The sequence below is a fragment of the Rahnella sp. PD4 genome (assembly GCF_049199325.1).
Taxonomy (GTDB): Bacteria; Pseudomonadota; Gammaproteobacteria; order Enterobacterales; family Enterobacteriaceae; genus Rahnella; species Rahnella perminowiae.
This window is the reverse complement of record NZ_JBLZQF010000004.1, coordinates 285,935-303,349: the sequence shown is the minus strand read 5'-3', so window position 1 is coordinate 303,349 and position 17,415 is coordinate 285,935. Positions and strand designations below refer to the sequence as shown.

At 53.3% G+C, this 17,415-nt stretch carries 15 protein-coding genes; 10 read left to right on the top strand and 5 right to left on the bottom strand.

The annotated features are described in order from the left end of the window. Nucleotides 1-10: 10 nt before the first annotated feature. From ACOZIO_RS13155 to ACOZIO_RS13145, 3 genes are all read right to left on the bottom strand, one after another. Nucleotides 11-2,179 carry a right-handed parallel beta-helix repeat-containing protein gene (locus tag ACOZIO_RS13155; protein ID WP_421595371.1) on the bottom strand — a complete coding sequence of 723 codons (2,169 nt, stop codon included), beginning with the start codon at nt 2,177-2,179 and terminating at the stop codon, nt 11-13. An 85-nt stretch (nt 2,180-2,264) separates the two neighbouring features. Continuing rightward, the gene (locus tag ACOZIO_RS13150; RefSeq protein WP_129991006.1) at nt 2,265-3,830 is read right to left on the bottom strand and encodes an MFS transporter; all 1,566 of its coding nucleotides are present in this window, start codon (nt 3,828-3,830) and stop codon (nt 2,265-2,267) included. Between the two features lie 392 nt (nt 3,831-4,222). Beyond that, nucleotides 4,223-5,203 (bottom strand): VirK/YbjX family protein, encoded by a 981-nt coding sequence (locus ACOZIO_RS13145; protein WP_421595370.1) that lies wholly within the window; start codon nt 5,201-5,203, stop codon nt 4,223-4,225. Between the two features lie 362 nt (nt 5,204-5,565). Here ACOZIO_RS13145 and phoC point away from each other — a divergent pair, with 362 nt between their 5' ends. The 4 genes from phoC to ACOZIO_RS13125 all read left to right on the top strand — a co-directional run bounded on the left by phoC (nt 5,566) and on the right by ACOZIO_RS13125 (nt 7,789). Then, complete coding sequence (phoC, locus tag ACOZIO_RS13140; protein ID WP_129953568.1) at nt 5,566-6,303, top strand: acid phosphatase PhoC; 738 nt, start codon at nt 5,566-5,568, stop codon at nt 6,301-6,303. Nucleotides 6,304-6,471: 168 nt separating this feature from the next. Next, nucleotides 6,472-6,963 carry an Hcp family type VI secretion system effector gene (locus ACOZIO_RS13135; protein ID WP_129991007.1) on the top strand — a complete coding sequence of 164 codons (492 nt, stop codon included), beginning with the start codon at nt 6,472-6,474 and terminating at the stop codon, nt 6,961-6,963. Between the two features lie 12 nt (nt 6,964-6,975). Continuing rightward, nucleotides 6,976-7,500, top strand: coding sequence for a DUF2778 domain-containing protein (locus ACOZIO_RS13130; RefSeq protein ID WP_129953567.1), 525 nt, complete (start codon nt 6,976-6,978; stop codon nt 7,498-7,500). Further along, complete coding sequence (locus ACOZIO_RS13125) at nt 7,478-7,789, top strand: hypothetical protein (RefSeq protein ID WP_129953566.1); 312 nt, start codon at nt 7,478-7,480, stop codon at nt 7,787-7,789. Before ACOZIO_RS13130 ends, ACOZIO_RS13125 begins: the two co-directional genes overlap by 23 nt. 51 nt (nt 7,790-7,840) lie before the next feature. On the opposite strand, the gene ACOZIO_RS13120 is transcribed toward ACOZIO_RS13125, so the two are convergent. Beyond that, nucleotides 7,841-8,923 (bottom strand): oxidoreductase, encoded by a 1,083-nt coding sequence (locus ACOZIO_RS13120; RefSeq protein WP_129953565.1) that lies wholly within the window; start codon nt 8,921-8,923, stop codon nt 7,841-7,843. 220 nt (nt 8,924-9,143) lie between these two features. On the opposite strand from ACOZIO_RS13120, the gene ACOZIO_RS13115 reads away from it, so the two are divergent. Next, a complete protein-coding gene (locus ACOZIO_RS13115; protein ID WP_421595369.1) occupies nt 9,144-10,208 on the top strand; it encodes a sugar ABC transporter substrate-binding protein in 1,065 nt (354 codons plus the stop codon). Nucleotides 10,209-10,217: 9 nt separating this feature from the next. Next, complete coding sequence (locus ACOZIO_RS13110) at nt 10,218-11,465, top strand: LVIVD repeat-containing protein (protein ID WP_129953743.1); 1,248 nt, start codon at nt 10,218-10,220, stop codon at nt 11,463-11,465. 20 nt (nt 11,466-11,485) lie between these two features. Here ACOZIO_RS13110 and ACOZIO_RS13105 read toward each other — a convergent pair whose 3' ends face one another. Next, nucleotides 11,486-12,409: a DMT family transporter gene (locus ACOZIO_RS13105; RefSeq protein ID WP_129953563.1), complete on the bottom strand. Its 924-nt coding sequence runs from the start codon at nt 12,407-12,409 to the stop codon at nt 11,486-11,488. Between the two features lie 227 nt (nt 12,410-12,636). On the opposite strand from ACOZIO_RS13105, the gene ACOZIO_RS13100 reads away from it, so the two are divergent. From ACOZIO_RS13100 to ACOZIO_RS13085, 4 genes are all read left to right on the top strand, one after another. Next, on the top strand, nt 12,637-13,359 hold the full coding sequence (locus tag ACOZIO_RS13100; protein ID WP_129991012.1) for a 2-phosphosulfolactate phosphatase: 723 nt from the start codon (nt 12,637-12,639) through the stop codon (nt 13,357-13,359). Between the two features lie 130 nt (nt 13,360-13,489). Then, nucleotides 13,490-14,935, top strand: coding sequence for an MFS transporter (locus ACOZIO_RS13095; protein ID WP_205951591.1), 1,446 nt, complete (start codon nt 13,490-13,492; stop codon nt 14,933-14,935). Nucleotides 14,936-14,985: 50 nt separating this feature from the next. Next, nucleotides 14,986-15,879, top strand: coding sequence for a dihydrodipicolinate synthase family protein (locus tag ACOZIO_RS13090; RefSeq protein WP_129953561.1), 894 nt, complete (start codon nt 14,986-14,988; stop codon nt 15,877-15,879). 182 nt (nt 15,880-16,061) lie between these two features. Continuing rightward, nucleotides 16,062-17,414, top strand: coding sequence for an SrfA family protein (locus tag ACOZIO_RS13085; RefSeq protein ID WP_421595368.1), 1,353 nt, complete (start codon nt 16,062-16,064; stop codon nt 17,412-17,414). Nucleotide 17,415 lies beyond the last annotated feature (1 nt).

Below are 17,415 nucleotides of genomic sequence, written 5' to 3'. Positions count from 1 at the left end.
TGACGCTGCTTTATTTGTTTTTCAAAAAGTCAGCGTAATTAAATCCACCGTCAGAAAGACGGGTTATCGGATCCGGTAGCCGCAGAGAAATATAATCTCCCGGTATAATTTCCTGATGCTTTATATTCACCGTTTTATGATCAGTGTAAAAATAATTACTGTCATCCACATTGCCGGTGACGGCATCGTCATACTTCCCTGCCGTGGTTCGCAGCGAAATGTTGTCCCTGAAGGTGCCCTGCTTGTCAGCCGTGGTGTACGGTGATGGCCGGAACAGGAAATTGAAGCGTTTGTTATCGACAGCGCGGTTATGTCCGATAACCAGCGCGCCCGGATTGAAGTTGTCGGTAAAACCGTCCATACCGTTGCCAACCGCAACGTTGTGGCGCACCACATGGCCGACCGGTAACCCTTCGCCACCCAGTTTGAAACCATTGCTGCCATTGTTCACCGACAAGCTGTTCTCAATCGTCACACTGCCGTTCGGGCCGTCTTCGATTTTGTTGAACAGGTCGAAACCGTCGTCGATGTTGTCGTGGGAATAACAATTGATCAGACGGTTGCCCTCGCCCACGCGCATTTTGACGGCAAATCCGTCGGCGTTTTTGCGCCCCGGATCCTGATTTCCCCAGGATTCAGAATTGCTGATGAGATTGTGGCTGGCCCACAGAGCCCGCCCGATGCCGTCCGGCGATGCCACCCAGATGCCGGTATCATCGGCATGATGCGCCTTAATGCGGTCGAGATGGTTATAGCTTCCGGCAACATGAAAACTTTTTTGCGTGACGGTAATCCCCTGAATATTCCAGTAGCTGGCATTCAGTTTCAGGCCATTAAACACCACGTTGTCGCCTTGCGTACGCAGCGTTTTCCGGTGGGTGTCGGTGCCGCTGGCGGTGGCCGGGATCACGCTTGCCGGGTAGTCACCCTCACTCAGCCAGAGCGTGCCGCCCGGTGCTAAAAGATTTACCGCACTGTCAAAATCCAGCGGATGTTCAGCCGAACCGTCATTATCTGCCGTACCAGCCGGAGAAACATACAACTCGTCAGGATTGCTGACCAGCGCCATACGCACCGGGAATTCCTGTGTCACTTGTTTACCGTCCGCCGGTATGTAGGTGATCTTGAGCATCGTTACCGGTTGTTCAGCATGTAGCGGAACCGTCACCACTTCACCACCGCGCACCGCTTTTTGCGGCAACAACGGTTTGTCATTCTGTTCAATCTTAACCCGTCCGTCGCCGTTAGTGCGTAACTGGAACACACTGTCGCGGCGGGCAATGAGCGGCGATGACATCACCTCAATACGCGCATTCAGTGACGGCGTCACATATGGCGCAGAGGGCTGTATATGCGCCTCGCTGAGCGTGAGTCGGGCATGATCTACCGTAATTTTCGCATTCCGCGAGGCGAAGAAACCGACGTAATATCCGGCTTTGTCCAGCTGTGTCACGCTGTCTGCATGCTGCACGGATTTGCTGACCCACTGATCGCTGCCTTGTGGCGCATAAGCGACAATGAAACCGTTGTCCGTGCGGGTCAGTCGCAGCGAGAAACGGGCAGGTGTACTCAGCGGATGATAACTTTCTCGCACAATGCCGATGCCGGTATTTCCCCAGGGTTGCTGTACACCCTGCCGGGCAATCAGTGCCAGTACCGGCGGTTTATCGCCAGTGGCCATTATGCTGTTCATCACCATATTTGACGCGGCCGGCAGCTCTTCAATGCCCGGTTTAGTCACCGGTTCACGCGGATTGCCCAGAATATCGCGTACCAGTAATCCTGCCCCTTCCTGTCCGGCCGGTTTCGCGCCATTTTCCGGTCCGAACTGATTGAGCGTGATCTCTGCTTCAAGCTGGAAATTCACGTCCGCCGGCAATCGGGTATAGAAATAGGTTAAACCGTCGTGGCTGTTACCGACTTTGCCGCCACGGCTTTCAAGGGTGAAAGGCGTACTGAGCAGAGTGCCTGTCGCCGGCACAGGTTTACCGTCTGCCAGTAAAGTTTCATTCATGCCGATTTTCTCCGGCAGAACGTTGGTAGCGAAATTGACGTCAGTTGACTGGCCAAAAGTCGTGCTGTGCCAGACCAGTTTACCGCTGTCTGGCAGTGCGGCAGCCAGACTTTGTGCGCTTATCCCGAGGGCGAGCGCGGTAACAACAAATTTTGATGCCCACATAATCGTTCTTATCCTCAAAACGAAAGGGGTCGCTGGCCGGTGACCCGGCCAGTCGGGAAAGAAAAAAGTAGATTTAAATCAGGATCTAAGGTTGTTGCGTGGTGCTCACCATCGGTTTGGGTTCAGTGAGTTCAACGGCGGGTGTATCGAAAATTTTGCGGCAAACCACACTGTTGCCCCAGCACTGTTCATACGGATAACCGATCAGTTCTTCCATCACTGCCCGCACTTCCGGTTGTACCTCGCTGATCTGCCCGCCCGCTTTAATACGTGCGACTTCGCCCAGCACCACAAGATGGGTTTTGCGGTTCAGTTTCATCTGATTACTGAACACGATAGCCATCAGCGCCAGCGCAATAACACCGATACAGAACACCAGCGCAATTGCCATCACCGCACTTTCAGGTTGGGTGTGAGATTTAGACTGGAACCCGTAGAAGCTCAGAATGGCGCCCATCACGAAAACAATCACTGAGCGCATCAGCTTGCCGGAGAAAGTCATGGCACCGGCGTAAATCCCCTCGCGGCGACGGCCGGTAAAGGCTTCATCTATATCCGCCAGGAAGGTGTAAACCGTCCACGGAATGTAATATACGCCGCCGGTACCGATACCGAAGATCACGGTGATTGTCAGCATGGCGGCTGTCGCGTACTGCTGCGGCAAATGCAGGAAGTGAAGCAGGCTGTAGCAAGTTACTGAGAAAATCACGATGCCCAGCGCCAGGATATAAGGCTTGCTGAACCCGTGTTTCACACAGATACCAATAAATATTGCCGTAGAGAACAGTTGCAGCAGTGAGTTCAGGCTGCTCAGACCGGCAACCATCGCCGGGTCATACTGCAGCACGAAGATGATGAAGTAGGTGAAGACGGAAGCGAACAGCCATTCTGCCCCGAAACCACACAGATACATGCCCAGATGCTTGCGGAACACGCGCAGGTGGAATGTTGACTTCATGTCGCGCACCAGCGTCAGCATGGTTTTGCCAAGGGTCATTTTCTTCTCATCGACGGGGGTGGTCTCCTCTGTCGGGCGTTCCCAGGAGGAGAGATACAACATGCCGATGGCGATAAACAGGATCACCCCATACGTCAGGGCGGTGAAAAAGAAGGGCTGCGCGGAGTCCTTACCGTAAATCAGGATGAACTGACCAGGGATGAAGGCCGCAAGGAAGTTAGCGACTTTACCGAAAATAGCTTTATAGCCAGTCAGTTTTGAGCGGGCAGAGAAATCGGTGGTCATTTCTGTCGCGAGCGTTTCATACGGCACCATCACCGAGGTGTAGATCAGCTCGAACATGACGTAAGTGGACAGGTAATACCAGAATCCGAAGCCTTCTACCCACAGCAGCGGATAGAACATCATCAGCGGCACGCCCAGTAAAATGAAGAAGCGGCGGCGGCCAAAGCGTTTACCAAGGCGCGTTTTGCCAAAGTTATCCGAGAGATAGCCCATCAGCGGGTTACTGATGGCGTCAATGATGCTGGCGACGGAGAAGATCGCCGAAGCCTGTAACAGCGTCAGGCCGCAAAACGTGGTGTAGAAATACAGCAGCCAGATCCCGGCGATGGCCAGTGCGCCGCTGCCCAACAGATTTCCACCGCCGTACGCCAGCTGATGTTTAAATAAAATAGGTTTTTCTGTGTTCATACGTTATCCGCCCAGAGAGGTTTTTATAAAATGAACCGTTGTTTCGTTTTTATAGAGATGACGTTTTATATAGGCGGGATGAATGAATAGATGTGAATAACATCACATTTAAATCAGCAGGGGGCAGTTGGCGATAAGATTTTGCGATACGTGTAACATTCCTCGCCATCAAAAATACACAATTGGCGAGATACTTCGAAGTGCATTAGTTTTAAACAAAATAATTAACTGACTATTACTTTATGAAACTGACACTTAACCTCTGCGGTAATGTGACATCAGGGGTGACATTTTCAGTGAAGGTGATGCATAAACGCTGGAAATACGGAGGAAAAGGCCGGTCCCTGGCCCCGGAGCTTGCTACAGCGGGTAATTTACCATGAAGTCTGAGGTCAGGCTTTCAGTAACGACGCTGTGCTCTCATGTAATTCATCGAGCAAGGTATAACGCTTGCGGTACTCAGAACGTTTCTTACTGGCAATCTCTTCCATGGGCTTGCGCGGCAGTTCCAGCGGTACCTGATATAAAGCTGAAGATGCGGGCGTGGCGCTGATGGAATCCCAGAATTCGTTATAACTGGCGACGAACACATTTTTCTTGCGGTGACGGTAGCGCAGACTGCGGAACACATGGCCGGTGTCGCTGACCGCAAGGATACGCTGTACACCGGTTTCGGCGGCGACACGTTGCAGGCTTTCCAGAAGCAGTCGCTTCGGGAACAATCCGTAACAGGATTTGGTCGCCTGTTTAATCACTTCATGCGCCGTAGAACGATGCGCCCCCTGAAATCCGCCGATAATCAATGTCGCCCCTTCCGGGCGTTGCACAATGCTGAACGTCAGGGCCGCAAGCAGGATGTCCTCCATATAAAGGAACATATTGGCTTCGCCTTCGCGCTCAGATTTGCCGATGGAACCGAGTATCACACGGAAAGCTTCGCCGTCTTTGCCCGTGAACCGGGTGATGGTATTGCCACCCGCACTCAGAAAGATCTTGCGCAGGCGGGTGTTTTCCAGGCTTTTGACGAATTCGTAGTGGTCAACCAGTGCGTCAGCACGCCCGGCAGAATGTAAACCGAGATGCAGGTACGGTTTGTGAATTTTACTCGGGAGTTTGGTCTGCACAGAAAAGGCTTCCTGCCAGACTGCTTCCGCCGCCATTTTGTTCAGCACTTTCAGGGTATCGAGCGGATGCAGCAAGGTGCGCACGGCGTACTTGACCCGGAACATCCGGTCGCGCCACAGGTTGTCCGGTACGCACGCCCCGCTCAGAAGATCGATAAACAAACTGAGTCCGCTGGTTTTTTTTAAGGATGGTTCAACGGGAAACGTTTCGCTGTGGGATTCGGTTTCATTGAGAGGAATGTGTTCCATGATCTATTTCCGATGCCTGAAATAATCACGGTATCACCGGGTTTTTAAACACCTTTACAACGCGGTTTTAAAGAGAAGCGAGGTAGTAGCAATAAGTGCAGGTTGTTTAACTGTCGTTTACATTATCCCTTCTGCCTCTTCATTCGAAGATCATCCCCCCTGTTTGCAGCACATTTTCCGCTCAGAAAGACTTTGCGGCTGAGTTAAGCGTTGAATAATCATTCATATGAATGATGAGTTTTCGGTTTTGAGACCTCGCGCAGGCATTGTGAGCCCGTTTTTGTTTTACATCAGAGATGTGGGTAAATGTTACGAAAATGAATTCGTAATAAACATTCAGCGGTTCGTGTAAGGAAACTTTGATGAAAATTATTACTACTTTTTGCCTCGCCAGCTTTTTTTCTGTCAGCTCGTTTGCCCTGACCGGCAATGATGCAACCACCAAACCAGACCTTTACTACTTAAAAAATGATCAGGCGATTAACAGCCTGGCGCTGCTGCCGCCACCACCTGCGGTGGGCAGTATCGCTTTCCTAAACGATCAGGCCATGTATGAACAGGGACGTCTGCTGCGCTCAACTGAACGTGGCAAACTGGCTGCCGAAGATGCCAACCTGAGTGCCGGTGGCGTCGCGAACGCTTTCTCGGGCGCATTCGGTTCGCCGATCACCGCTAAAGACACACCGGAATTGCACAAACTGCTGACCAATATGATTGAAGATGCAGGTGACCTTGCGACACGTTCTGCTAAAGAAAAGTACATGCGCATCCGCCCGTTTGCCTTCTATGGTGTGCCGACCTGTAATACCACTGAGCAGGATAAGCTGTCTAAAAACGGTTCGTATCCTTCCGGGCACACTTCTATTGGCTGGGCTACGGCGCTGGTACTCACAGAAATTAACCCGCAGCGCCAGGATCAAATCCTGCAACGTGGTTTCGATTTAGGACAAAGCCGTGTGATTTGTGGCTACCACTGGCAAAGTGATGTCGATGCGGCCCGTATCGTGGGCTCCGCTGTGGTCGCTACCTTGCATACGAATTCGGCTTTCCAGCAACAGTTGCAAAAAGCCAAAGAAGAGTTTGCGAAGCAGCATCCGTAAATATTGCTGGCCTCCCCGGCCTGGTCTTCGTAAAAGTCGGGGAGTCTGTAATGCCACATTTCTCATTGATACTAAATTTCTGAAAATTGCTTTTTTGCAACGGTCACTAATTGTTAACTCCCCTTCGCAGGCATAACGTCACTCCTCATTTTAAAAAGGAGTTTCATTATGGCTAACCCCGCATATCTCTGGCTATACGATGCAAATGGCGCACTACTTTATGGCGGTTCTGAGGTTTTAAGCCGTGAAGGCGCGATCGAGATCCAAAGCTTCACGCATGGTCTTTCCGTACCCTTCGATGGCAATACCGGTCGGCTGACATCTACCCGTATTCATCAAACCATGGGACTTGTAAAAGAGTTCGATAAATCTACTCCCTACCTATACCGTGCCGTCGCCACCAGCGAAAAGCTGCAAAAGGCGGTGATTAAATGGTATCGCATTAATGCGGCTGGTATGGAGGAAGAGTTTTTGAATATGACAATGGAAGGCGTGCGTATACTTAACATCAATCCTCATATGCACAATTTCAAACACGCTGACGGACAGGCCAGTATGCCCACGGAGTCCATTGGCCTTGGGTATCAGAAAATTACATGGTTGTACCTAGACGGACATATCAGTTTTACCGATCAGTGGAACTCCAGCATTTACGCATAAACGGGGACAGGGATGATTTCATGCAAAGTGGATTTTAATCGTCTTTATGAGGGCGGAAAAATTGCAAAACTTTATTGTGCTGGTGTGGGGATCTTCCCTGTATTTTCAGGCTTATTCCCGCATACAAACAGAATAGGTTGTGGAGGTAATGAAAATGGGCCAATTCCGACGGGTAAATACTGGATTGTTGACCGCCCCAGAGGGGGAGTGAGGTCGAGATTAAAGGAGTACGAAAAGCATATTCGCACAGGTAATGATTACTCATCTTGGTTTGCTCTGTATCGCCAAGATGGTTTGATTGATGATTCAACTTATATCGGCGAGACCTTGCGCAAAAGTTTCCGTTTGCATCCATTGCGTCCGGATGGTACCGGCGTATCAGATGGGTGTTTAACATTCATGTATCATGCGGATTTTGACACGCTCAGAAGCGCGTTGTTGAATTCGCACACTAGAGACATCCCAATCATACATCTTAAGGCATATGGAGAAATCGAAGTTACGGGGGATATGAATGCGCCATGCCTTATTCTGTAAGATAGCGGTGCGGCTGGCGCTTTTTATTTTTATAGATTACTACCTGCTGTCGCCCTTCCCCGGCTGGCTGATTGATTATGAATACATCAAATCGATAGCCATCGCGGATTATTTTGATCAACTGATGAAACCAGATTACGGAGCCCCCCCATGGCCTGGACTGCAGGATGATATTTTTGTCGTGTTGCTCTCCGTCACAGGATTAATCCCAACCTTGTTGATAATGGTTATGATTGAGACAATTGTGAAGGCAGGCATTAAGGTCGTTAAACGTAAAAATATAAAGTAAACCCGGCTGATGCCGGGTTTTTCTGTTCAGGGAATTAAAGACCCCGATGCCTTATTTATTCTCAACAAACTCAAACGCCAGACGCAGTTGTTCGGCGTTGGGGTTTCCCGGCAGCAGATGAATGGATTCTCCGGGCTGGAGGGTGCGTTCAATCAGACGGGAAAGCTGTTTCTCATCATGAATATCCACCTGCAATTGCGCCAGACTGACCGGCAGATCTAATATCTTGTACAGCGCGGTTAACTGCTGCACCACTTCCGGTTGGTTGAGTAGCGCGCTTTGTACCAGGATGCCGTAAGCGACTTTAGTGCCGTGCAGAAACGCGTCAGTTTGTGGCAACGCAGTCAGGCCGTTATGTACCGAATGCGCTGCTGCGATGCGCGTATAGCGGTCGCCCAGTCCGCCCACCAATCCGCCACCCGCAATGATGGCATCGAGCACATTGAGGAACGGTGGCGTCAGTTGGCTATCGTCTTGTGCCTGTAAAGCCGCTTCGCTTTCATTAAGCAACACGTCGCGGATAGTCAGCGCGGTATTCAGACCAAGCTGTACGGTTAACGGCAGTTTTTCCGGCTGCGGACTGAGCACCACCGCTTCATACCATTTCGCCAGCGTATCGCCTATCCCAGCCAGCAGATATTCTTTCGGCGCCCGCAAAATGATACGCGGCTCGACCAGCACCAGATGGTTGGCATCATTGAAAATTTCGTAACGCAGCGCCTGACCTTCATCGTTATACCACACTGACAACGGCGTCCATGCCGCACAGGTCGCTGCAATCGTCGGGATCGCCACCACCGGCAAGCCGAGCCGGCGCGCCACAACTTTGGCGGTATCCAGTACTGCGCCGCCGCCGATGCCGATCACCACCTGACGGTCATTGCCGCCGGTATCCGCAATACGCTGTACTTCGGTTTCGCTGCAATGCGCCTTGAACAACACGTGTTTCGCCTGTGAGGCGGTAAAGGCTTCCGGCAGGAAATCCTGAGCGGCGGTTAAGGCGCGCTCACCGTAAATCCACAGTGCCTTGTCCAGTTGTTCCGGCGAATAAAACTGCGCCAGTCGGTCTATGGCTCCGGGGAAAGAAAAGTAGTTGGCGGGGCCGGGCACCACGCGAATATCAGTATCACTCATGGGAAATCCTTAATTTAGAGGCTGTTAACATCCTACGCCCAGCCATCCGGATGGCTAATACTCTTTGGCATTAACTTATGCCTTTTCGTTCGTTGCCATTCATTCCCGGGTCATTAAAACTCGGGCAATCAATTCATTAACTCACTATAAAAGCCTGAATAAGGGCTGTCATGAATTGTCCTCCCGTTTAAATGATGATTAACCACACAGGGTAATAACCATGAAACTGTTCTCCGCGTCGTTACTGGCGTTAAGTCTGTTCTCCGTTTTTCCTTCTTTTGCGGCAGAAACCGCGCCGGTACCGAAAGCTATCGCCGATCACCAGGGGCCGGTGCGCATTGCCGTGATCCGCAATTTAGGGTCTGACGATAACACTACGCAGTTTTTGTCCGGTGTTATTCAGGAAGGCCGCAAGTTGGGCTTCCAGGTCAGTACTTTCCTCAGTAATGGTGACGATGCGAAATTTCAGGACTTCGTGAATCAGGCCATCAGTCAGAAATACGACGGCATTATTTTGTCACAGGGGCGCGACCCGTATTCCACCGATTTGCTGAAACGCATTACGGCCAGCGGCATCGCGGTATCCGTGTTTGATACCGCCGTGAACGGTAATATTCCCGGTGTGACCGTGACCCAACAGGATGACGCCTCGCTCACCGATCTTTCTGTCGGGCAACTGGTGAAAGATTTCAACGGCAAAGCCAATATCGTCAAACTGTGGGTGGCCGGTTTCCCGCCGATGGAACGTCGTCAGGATGCCTATAAAAAAGTATTAGCCGCCCATCCTGGCATTCATGAGCTGGAATCTGTCGGTGCTGTGTCGTCGGATGTTCAGGGCGATACCGCCAATAAAATCGGCGCGCTGCTGGCGAAATACCCGAAAGGGAAAATCGACGCGATCTGGGGAACCTGGGATGCCTTTAGTCAGGGCGCATATAAAGCCTTACAGGAGAATGGCCGCACTGAAATCAAACTCTACAGTATCGATATTTCCAATCAGGATATCGGCCTGATGCGCGCGGCCAACAGCCCGTGGAAACTGAGCGTGGCGGTGGATCCGAAACTGATCGGCGCGATAAACCTGCGTCTGGTTGCCAACAAGATTGCCGGTGAGAAAACCCCTGAGACGTATGAATTCAAAGCGGCGGCTATCCCGCAGGCGCTGACAAGCAACCCTGATGCCGTGAACGTGGCATCGCTGGCGAAAGTCATCCCGGGCTGGGGCAAATCTGATGATTTCATCGCACCGTGGTTCGCCACTCTTGAAGCGCAGCACAAAAAATAAGGCCGGATGATGACAATGCAATCTCTCCCGACGCCGGAATACAGTCGTAATATGCGGCTGATCGGCCACAGCGATCAGGGTGGAAAACCCGATGGCGTCCAGGTAATGGTTCATCGCGGTTACGCCTATATCGGCCACATGGTCTCGCAGGGTTTCTCCATTGTGGATGTGCGGGACCCGAAAAAACCGCGCTCCGCCGGTTTTGTCCCTGCGCCGCCGGGCACCTGGAATGTGCATTTACAGGCACATGACGATTTGCTGCTGGTGATCAATGCCCGCGATTTGTTCGCGGATGTCCGCTTTGCCGATGAAAAGGTTTATTACACACGTTCCGTCAGCGAAACGGTTCAGGGTACGCAACAGCGTGGCTGGAGTGCCGGTGTGCGTATCTTTGATATTTCGGTGCCCGATCAGCCAAAAGAAATCAGCTTTCTCGGTCTGGATGGCATCGGTGTACACCGCATCTGGTATGTCGGCGGGCGCTGGGCGTACGTTTCAGCCCTGATTGATGGCTACAGTGATTACATCTTCCTGACTATCGATCTGGCTGACCCGCGTAATCCGCAGGTCGCCGGACGCTGGTGGTTGCCGGGCATGCATACCGCAGGCGGTGAAACGCCGGACTGGCCGGAAGGTAAACGTTATGCGCTGCACCATGCCATTATCAGCGGAGATACAGCCTACGCCAGCTGGCGTGACGGTGGCCTGACGTTGCTGGATATCAAAGACCGCAGCGCGCCGCAGCTGATTTCGCATCGCAACTGGAGCCCGCCCTTTGGCGGCGGCACGCATACCGCGCTGCCGTTGCCGGACCGGGATTTGCTGGTCGTACTCGACGAAGCGGTGCTGGATAATCAGGAAGATGGCGAAAAGCTGATCTGGCTGTTTGACGTGCGCGAGCCGTCGAATCCGGTGAGTATTTCGACCTTCCCGCAGCCCGGGGAACGGGATTATGTCAGCAAAGGCGCGCATTTCGGACCGCATAATCTGCATGAAAACCGGCCGGGCAGCTTTATCAGTTCAACACTGATTTTCGCGACCTACCAGAATGCGGGTGTACGTGCGTATGACATCAGCAATCCGTACCAGCCGAAAGAAACCGGTGCGCTGGTGCCTGCTGCGCCCGCCACCATGATGGATAAACGGCCTGGCAGGCCGCAGGTGATTCAGTCCTGCGACGTGTTTGTCGATGCGCAGGGGATCATCTACAGCACCGACTATAACGGCGGATTATCCATTATCGAATACCTCGGTTGATCCCCTGCCCGCGCCGGAACTTACCGGGTTTCAGGCGCGGGCGTTTTTGTTTTTCCCGTCACTGACTTTCCGGGGCTGAGGACCAGCCACACCGCCACGCAAATCAGAATGCCGCCCGCGAAAAAACCTTCCGATAGCTTTTCATTAAGCAGCAGATAACCCCACAGAATACCGAACGGTGGGATCAGAAAAGTCACCGTCATGCTGCGCAGCGGGCCGATATCGGCTATCAGACGGAAATACAAGATGTACGCCCATGCCGTGCAGATAAAACCGACCGCCAGCACACAGAGCCAGACCAGTGGCTGCGCCCAGCTGACCGGCGCTTCGGTTGCTGAGGTATAGAGGAAAAAAGGTAACAGGAACAGCGTCGCGCCGAGCTGACTACCGGTCGCCACCAGTTTGGGATCCAGCCCGCCGCGTTCGGTGATCCAGCGGCGTGTCAGGAAACCGGCCACCGCATAACAGCCGGTCGCCACCAGGCAGGCGATGACGCCCGCCAGTAATTGCGGCACCGATTCCGCGCTGCCGGTGGTGGTCAGCAAGGTTATGCCGAACAGGCCAGTCAGCACGCCGAACGCTTTTTTGAGCGTCACGGTTTCATGAAAGAATAAACCGCCAAGCACGACACCCATCAGCGGCGTGGTGGCGTTGAGAATGGCGGAATACCCTGCGGGTAACCAACGTGCTGCCAGACAATACATCAGAAAAGGCAGACCGGAGTTGATCACTCCGAGCAGCAGCGAGCGGCCAAATTTATGCTGATAATTACGCGGCGTTCTCATTACCGCCAGGATCACTACCAGCCCGACAAACCCGAACAGTACCCGCAGAAACGCCGTATTGATGGCGCCGAACGCCGGGGCCGCCACCCGCATAAACAGAAAACTGCCACCCCAGATCGCCGCCAGCAGTAGCAGTCGGCAATAATCCCCACTTTTCATTCACATCCCCTATTGAATATTGTCTGATGTCTTGTTTTATTGATGCAGGTGAACAACTAAAACGTGTTAATCAGTGTAGTGAATGTTCAGCCCGAAAAACCCTCTTTTTCTTGCTTTGTTATTCAGGAAACTTGCCAGTGAATGCCGTTAAAAAACTAACGTCACCACAGGGAATGAAATGATAGTGATATCTGGAGGGGAAAAAGCACACCTGAGGATAATTCCTGATGACGGATTTCTTACAAGCTGATTTTGACGTGCGTCTGGAATGGGGGGCGCAGGCGGTGGAGCATCTGGCGGCTAAGGCCGATTGTATTGTGATTATTGATGTGATGTCGTTTTCTACCTGCGTGAGTGTAGCGAATGAACGCGGTGGTGTGATATTCCCCTATCCATGGAAGGACGCCAGCGCGCAGCAATATGCTGCTGAGCGAAATGCACAGTGTGCGCAGTTTGACCGGCGTTTTCAGGGGCCGGGTTTTACCCTTTCGCCCTGCTCCCTTCAGGAGATGGCTACCGGAACGCGGCTGGTATTACCCTCGCCGAACGGATCGGCGCTGACGTTTAAAGCCAAAATACACAATGCGGCGATTTTCACCGCCTGCCTGCGCAATCTCAACGCGACTGCGCGTGCCTGCGAAAAATATCAGCGCATTCTGGTGATCCCCGCCGGTGAAAAATGGCCGGACAACAGTCTTCGTCCGGCGCTTGAAGATCTGGTCGCTGCAGGGGGATTGATTTCACGTTTACAAAATCGTCGGTGGTCAGCAGAAGCCCGCGCGGCAAAGGCGGTTTATCAAAACCTCACGCTGCAAGAACTTGCTGATTGCGGCTCCGCACGTGAACTCATACGACGAGGTTTTTCTGCCGATGTCACGCTGTGTCTGCAGGAAGATGTCAGTGATTTCGCCTGTCAGTTACAGGGGGAGTTTTTTACTGCGGTCAGCTAAGCGTAAAAATCGCTCTTTTTGATCCTCCGTTGATCTATAACCCGGCTAAAGGTGTGTGATAGGTTTAATACTTATCATCTATCTTTTGCTGTGCCTTGCAGCGAGTGGTTTTTTTCCGGGACAGAACATAATGAGCCACAGTAAACCGGATGTGTCAGAGCATCCGCAGGAAGCGTCCGGCGTTAATTCCGGGATCTCCGTTATTGCTTTATTGGTTGCCGCCGCCTTTTTCATGGAGTTTATCGACGGTACGGTGATTGCCACGGCACTGCCGCAAATGGCGATTTCCTTCGGGGTGTCTGCTGTTGATCTCAACGCCGGGATGAGTGCCTATATGCTCACGCTGGCAGTGCTGATCCCCGCCAGCGGCTGGGCGGCGGAACGTTTTGGCGCCCGCAATGTTTTCACGTTTGCCCTGGCTGTCTTTACGCTGGCCTCGCTGTTTTGTGCCATGGCAAGCAGCGTCAGTGAATTCATCATTCTGCGTATTATTCAGGGGATCGGCGGTGCGCTGATGGTGCCTGTCGGGCGTCTTACGGTGCTGAAAACGACGCCGAAACCGCAGCTTATTAAAGCTATCGCTACCCTGACCTGGCCTGCGCTGGTGGCACCGATCCTCGGGCCGCCGCTTGGCGGATTTATCACCCATTACGCCTCATGGCACTGGATTTTCTATATCAATGTGCCGCTTGGGATTATCGCGATGATGCTGGCGTGGCGTCTGTTCCCGCAGGCGCCTTCCGCTGAGCCGAAGCATTTCGACAAGTCGGGGTTTGTGCTGACCGGGCTGGCGATGCTTTCGCTGGTGACTGGTCTGGAGCTGATCAGTCAGGACCACATTTTATGGACTGTTGCCATACTGTTGCTGGCGGCAGGTGTGGTGCTTTCGGTGCTGGCTATCCGGCATCTTTACCGCGCCCCCGCGCCGATGGTTCACCTCGGGGCGATAGTCATTCCGACGTTTCGTATCTGTATGGGAGGCGGTTCGCTGTTTCGTGTGACCATCAGCGCCGTGCCTTTCCTGCTGCCGCTGATGTTGCAGGTCGGGTTTGGCATGGACCCCTTCCATGCTGGTTTGCTGGTGCTGGCGGTATTTGCCGGTAATCTGGCGATGAAACCGGCCACTACGCCGCTGATCCGTCGTTTTGGCTTCCGGCCGGTGCTGGTGATTAATGGCCTGCTGAGCGTTTTCTCCCTGTTGTTCTGTGCGTTCCTGACGCCGGGTACGCCGGACTGGCTGGTGATGTTATTGTTATTTCTCGGCGGCCTGAGCCGTTCGATGCAGTTTACCGGCATCAGCACGCTGGCGTTTTCCGATGTGCCTGCGAAACAAATGGCTGATGCCAACACCCTGTTCAGCACGGTGCTGCAACTGTCTGTCGGGCTTGGCATCACCGCCGGGGCGCTGGGCACACGTCTGGGTGAGCAACTGACCGGTCTGATGCACTGGGACGATATTCCGGGCATGAGTTTTAAAATTTCCTTTGTGGTTATTGCCGTGCTGACGCTGATTGGCTGGCTGGATATGCTGCGGCTTAAACCTGACGCGGGTTCATCCGTTTCAGGCAAAAAATGAACCGTTGCTCTATGATAACGTGTGTTAATTACCCCCTTTGGGAGAAACCGATGTTCACAGGATTAAGTGCTTTTCCTCTTACACCGCTGACTGAAAAAGGTATTGATGAGAAATCCTTTGTCAGGCTGATGGAGCGCCTGGTTGCCGCCGGTGTGGATTCGATCGGTGCGCTCGGCTCGACGGGCAGTTATGCCTATCTGAAGCACAGTGAGCGCGACCGTGTTGCGCGGCTGGCGGTGGAACACGCCGGGGGTATTCCTGTGATGGTCAGTATCGGTTCAGTGCGCACTTCTGATGTGCTGCATCTGGCAGAAGATGCCCAGCGGGCCGGCGTCAGCGCGGTGCTACTGGCGCCGGTGTCGTATCAGAAACTCACCAGCGACGAAGTATTTACCTTGTATGAGACTGTCACCCGCCATCTTTCGGTGCCATTGTGTGTTTATGATAATCCGGGAACGACGAATTTCGATTTCACCGACGAGCTGTATGCGCGCATCGCGCAATTACCGCATGTTGCCAGCATCAAAATTCCCGGACTTTCAGCCGATCCGCTCACCACGCGCCAACGCCTCGAACAACTGCGTCCGCTTGTTCCTTCTCATGTGACGCTTGGTGCCGCAGGCGATCTGGCGGCGGCTACTGTACTGACGCAAGGCGGTGATGTCTGGTATTCCGTGATTGCCGGCTTGTTCCCGGAAATTCCGCTGGCGATCACCCGTGCGGCGCAAAAAGGCGATGCCCGGACGGCACAGGCATTGTCGGCACAGCTGGAACCACTCTGGGCATTATTCCGCCAGCACGGCAGCCTGCGCGTTGTCGCTGCCGCAGCGGAAATTCTGGGTATTGTTGCCGCACCCTGCCTGCCGTTACCGCTGCAGTCTCTGGCCGGTGATGACCGGCAACATCTGGCCACTGTTCTTGAACAGCTGGATTTGCGCGCCTGATCCGGATGGCGGGGGCCCCTCCCGCCGTCATTTCCTTTTCCCGTCCCCACGCCATAAACAGCCACGCTTTTTGTCGCTTATTCCCCCGTTTGATTTCGCTTAAATCGCTTATGGTGTCAGCATCATGAACCTTTTCTGCCCGTGCGCTGATGCAGGGCAAAACCCATAAAGGCTATTCAGGCGTGGCAAAATCATTTTTACGCAGTGGCAGTCTCAATGACATCCTTGCGCTGGGCGAAAACGGACAACCGGTTTACGCATCAGCTCTGCAATTACGCGAAACCTTACGTCTGCGTAAACAACCTGTCATTGCTGACTGTCTGGCGATCCCGCAGCTTAACGAGGCCGGTGACCGCCTCGACTGGTACTCCCCCCGTGAAGGCAAAGTTGTTTCCTGGGCCGCAGCCACCGATGCCGCGCGTGCGTCGGCGTTGCGCCAGCTGGAAAACTGTCTCGACAGCGTGTCACAAATCAGCAAAGCAGCAAAATCTTCCGAAAAATCAGCCACACAGTTTTTTGGCGCGTTACTGGAAAAAGCCTTTCGTTTTCCGGATCAAAACCATGTGTACCTGGTCGGCGGCCAGCCGGTGCTGACATTCTGGGGCTTCGTTAGCCTCGAGAGCACCAGTAACCCTGATGCTTTCGCCGCATTGCGTAATACGCTGAAAGCTGATGAACCTCTGCCGACGCTGTCGCTGGCAGCAGAAAAAATCAAAGCGCCGGAACCGGTGGTTGAAAAGCCTGAACCCGTTCGTGTGATCAAAACTATTGAAGCCCGTGCGGCTGAGCAGGAAAGTACAACGCCGGAGCCGGTCGCCGCGCCGCGCCGTAAAAAATCGCCACTTATCTGGGCACTGCCGGTCGCTGCGCTGGTTGTTGCCGCTTCTGCCGCAGGCTGGGTATATTCCCGCGCGCCTGCACCAAAAGTTGAAACCGTGAAGAACGAAGTGCCGGAACCGGCGGCTGCGGAACCTGCGGTGATCGCCCCGCCGCCGGTGACTGAGTCAGTGAAAGCGCCTGAAGTGAAAGCGCCGGCACCGTCGTCGCTTCCGGTTGCTCCGGCTGCGGTGGTGGTGCCTTCCCCTGCGCCGGTTGCGGAAGTGGAAAAAACGCCGGTTGCCGCTGAACCCGCAGCGCCTGTGCCGGTCAGCAAAAATGCTCTGGTGATGCCGCCCGACGCGGTAAAAATCGGCTCGACCAAATTCCTCAACGGTAACTGGAATGTGGTGGTCGATATCAAAGATCCGGTTACCGGTAAGCTGCCGGTGCTGCGTTATCAGTTCAAACAGGGTCAGGGTACAGTGAAAATTACTTACGGTGCAGGCGTGACCTGCCGCGCGGCGGTGAATGCCGGGCTGATGCAATCAGGGAATCTGGTGATTAACAGCCGCTACAGAGCGAAATGCAGCGACGGCTCCCGTTATCAGATGCCGGAAATCAGTTGTACTCAGGGCGCGACTGGCGCTGCCGTGTGTCAGGGCCGTTATACCGGCGACACGGTTTACCCAATGACCATCAAGCGCGAAGGTAAATAAC